The sequence below is a fragment of the Sphingomonas sp. genome, from assembly GCF_031380695.1.
Lineage (GTDB): Bacteria > Pseudomonadota > Alphaproteobacteria > Sphingomonadales > Sphingomonadaceae > Sphingomicrobium.
The window spans coordinates 1-3,172 of sequence record NZ_JANMWY010000203.1; the positions used below are offsets into that span (position 1 = coordinate 1).

The window sequence follows — 3,172 nt, forward strand, 5'->3', positions numbered from 1 at the left end:
CAGGTGGTCATATTCGCCCTCGACCACGGCCTTGAAGCTGCGGACGGTGTCTTCGACCTGGACGAACTTGCCGGGGATGCCGGTGAACACTTCGGCGACGTGGAATGGCTGCGACAGGAAGCGCTGGATCTTGCGCGCGCGGGCGACGACCAGCTTATCCTCTTCGCTAAGTTCATCCATGCCGAGGATGGCAATGATGTCCTGAAGGCTCTTGTACTTCTGCAAGGTTTCCTGGACCCGGCGCGCCGTGTCGTAATGCTCCTGGCCGACGACGGCGACGGTCAGCACGCGCGACGTCGAATCGAGCGGATCGACTGCCGGGTAGATGCCCAGCTCCGAAATCGCGCGGTTGAGCGTGGTCGTCGCGTCCAAATGGGCGAACGACGCGGCCGGGGCCGGATCGGTGAGATCGTCGGCGGGGACGTAGATCGCCTGGACCGAGGTGATCGAGCCCTTGTTGGTCGAGGTGATCCGCTCCTGCAGCTGGCCCATGTCGGTCGCCAGCGTCGGCTGATAGCCCACCGCCGACGGGATGCGACCGAGCAGCGCCGACACTTCCGAGCCCGCCTGAGTGAAGCGGAAGATGTTGTCGATGAAGAACAGCACGTCCTGGCCTTCGACGTCGCGGAAATATTCGGCCTGGGTCAGGCCCGACAGAGCGACGCGGGCGCGCGCGCCCGGCGGCTCGTTCATCTGGCCGAACACCAGCGCTACCTTCGATCCTTCGGGGGTCGGGTTGCCGTCGGCGTCCTTGGCGATGACGCCGGCGTCGAGGAACTCGTGGTAGAGATCATTGCCCTCGCGGGTGCGCTCGCCGACGCCGGCGAAGACGGACACGCCGCCGTGGCCCTTGGCGATGTTGTTGATCAGCTCCTGAATCAGCACGGTCTTGCCGACGCCGGCGCCGCCGAACAGGCCGATCTTGCCGCCGCGGGCATAGGGCGCGAGCAGGTCGATGACCTTGATCCCGGTGACGAGGATCGCGGCGTCGGTCGACTGGTCGACGAACAGCGGCGCCTCGGCATGGATCGGCGAGAACAGGTCCGAGCCGATCGGTCCGCGCTCGTCGATCGGCTCGCCGATGACGTTCATGATGCGGCCGAGCGTCTTGGGACCGACTGGCACTCGGATCTGCGAGCCGAGATCGGTCACGGCCTGGCCGCGGGTCAGCCCCTCGGTCGCGTCCATGGCGATGGTCCGGACGATATTCTCGCCGAGATGCTGGGCAACCTCGAGGACGAGGCGATTGCCATTATTGTCGGTCTCGAGCGCGCCGAGGATTGGCGGCAGCTCGCCATCGAACGCAACGTCGACGACCGCGCCGATGACCTGCGCGATGCGCCCTACGAGGTTGCTCCTGACGGTCGGGTTGAGGGTGGTTGCGGCGGTGGCCATGTCGATTTCCTTGGCTTGCGTGCGGATTAGAGCGCTTCGGCGCCCGAGATGATTTCAACGAGTTCGGTCGTGATCGCGGCTTGGCGCTGGCGGTTGTACTTGATCGACAGCTTGTTGATCATGTCGCCGGCGTTGCGCGTGGCATTGTCCATCGCGGTCATCTGCGAGCCATAGAAGCCAGCGGCATTCTCGAGCAGCGCGCGGTAAATCTGGATGGTGATGTTGCGCGGCAGCAGCGCGGCGAGGATGGTCTCCTCGTCGGGCTCATATTCGGGCGGAGCGCTCTGCGCGGCGGTCTTGGGCGTGGCCGAGACCGACGGCTTGACCGGGATGATCTGGTCGACCGTCGGCTCCTGCAGCAGGGTCGATTTGAAATTGGCGTAGGCGAGGTGGACGACGTCGATGCCGTTCGCGCCGTAGCGGGCGATGAGGTCGTCGGCGATCGCCTGCGCGTCGCTATAGCCCGGTGTCTTCATCGCGCTGGTGTCGTGCTGGTGGACGATGCCGTTGGGATAGAATCGGGCGATGACCGGGCGACCCTTGCGGCCGACGATGTAGAACAGGACGGTCTTGCCGGCGGCTTCGAGCTCCTCGGCCTTGCGGCGCGCGGCGCGGACGATATTGCTGTTGAACGCGCCGGCCAGCCCGCGATCGCCGGTGGCGAGCACGATCAGGTGGGTCTGGTCCTTGCCGGTGCCGGCGAGGAGCTTGGGGCTCTGCGGCCCGACCGTCACGCCCTCGGCAAGGCTCGCGACGACGGCGGCGAGGCGGGTCGCATAAGGACGACCGGCCTCGGCGTTGGACTGGGCACGACGCAACTTCGCCGCGGCGACCATCTTCATCGCCTTGGTGATCTTCTGCGTCGACTTGACCGAGCCGATGCGGAGCTTGAGGGTCTTGAGACTGGCCATTCAAATCCTGCCTTCGTCATTCCCGCGAAAGCGGGAACCTAGCCAAAACAAAAACTGGGTGCCCGCTTTCGCGGGGATGACGATTGAAAAACTACGCGAACTGCTTGCCGAAGGTGGCGAGCGCGTCCTTGAGCTTGCCCGCCGTCTCGTCGTCGAGTGCCTTCGTGTCGCGGATCTTGCCGAGGATGTCGGCATGGTCCGAGCGGAGATAGCTCAGCAGCTGCGCTTCATAGCGGGTGATGTCGGCGGTCGGGACCGTGTCGACGAAGCCCTGCGTACCGGCGAAGATCGAGGCGACCTGCTCCTCGACCGGCATCGGCTGAAACTGCGGCTGCTTGAGCAGCTCGGTCAGGCGGGCGCCGCGCGCCAGCAGCTTCTGGGTCGACGCGTCGAGGTCGGAACCGAACTGCGCGAACGCCGCCATTTCGCGATACTGCGCCAGCTCCAGCTTGATCGAGCCCGAGACCTTCTTCATCGCCTTGGTCTGCGCGGCGGAACCGACGCGCGAGACGCTGAGGCCGACGTTGATGGCCGGGCGGACGCCCTGGTAGAACAGGTCAGTCTCGAGGAAGATCTGGCCGTCGGTGATCGAAATCACGTTGGTCGGGATATAGGCCGACACGTCGCCAGCCTGCGTCTCGATGATCGGCAGTGCGGTCAGCGAGCCCGAGCCATTGTCGGCATTCATCTTGGCGGCACGCTCGAGCAGGCGAGAGTGGAGGTAGAAGACGTCGCCGGGATAGGCCTCGCGGCCCGGCGGGCGGCGCAGCAGCAGCGACATCTGGCGATAGGCGACGGCCTGCTTCGACAGATCGTCATAGACGATGACCGCGTGCATGCCGTTGTCGCGGAAAAACTCGCCCATC

General features: G+C 65.4%; 2 protein-coding genes and 1 pseudogene. All 3 read right to left on the bottom strand.

Annotation, left to right across the window (positions count from 1 at the left end; genetic code table 11):
• Positions 1 to 1,395 (bottom strand): F0F1 ATP synthase subunit beta (gene atpD / locus RMN84_RS07465; protein ID WP_309611551.1); only part of this gene is annotated, 1,395 nt, incomplete at its 3' end.
• A 26-nt stretch (positions 1,396 to 1,421) separates the two neighbouring features.
• Positions 1,422 to 2,306 carry a F0F1 ATP synthase subunit gamma gene (locus RMN84_RS07470; RefSeq protein WP_309611552.1) on the bottom strand — a complete coding sequence of 295 codons (885 nt, stop codon included), beginning with the start codon at positions 2,304 to 2,306 and terminating at the stop codon, positions 1,422 to 1,424.
• 91 nt (positions 2,307 to 2,397) lie between these two features.
• A pseudogene (locus RMN84_RS07475) lies at positions 2,398 to 3,172 on the bottom strand (F0F1 ATP synthase subunit alpha); the annotation flags it as partial.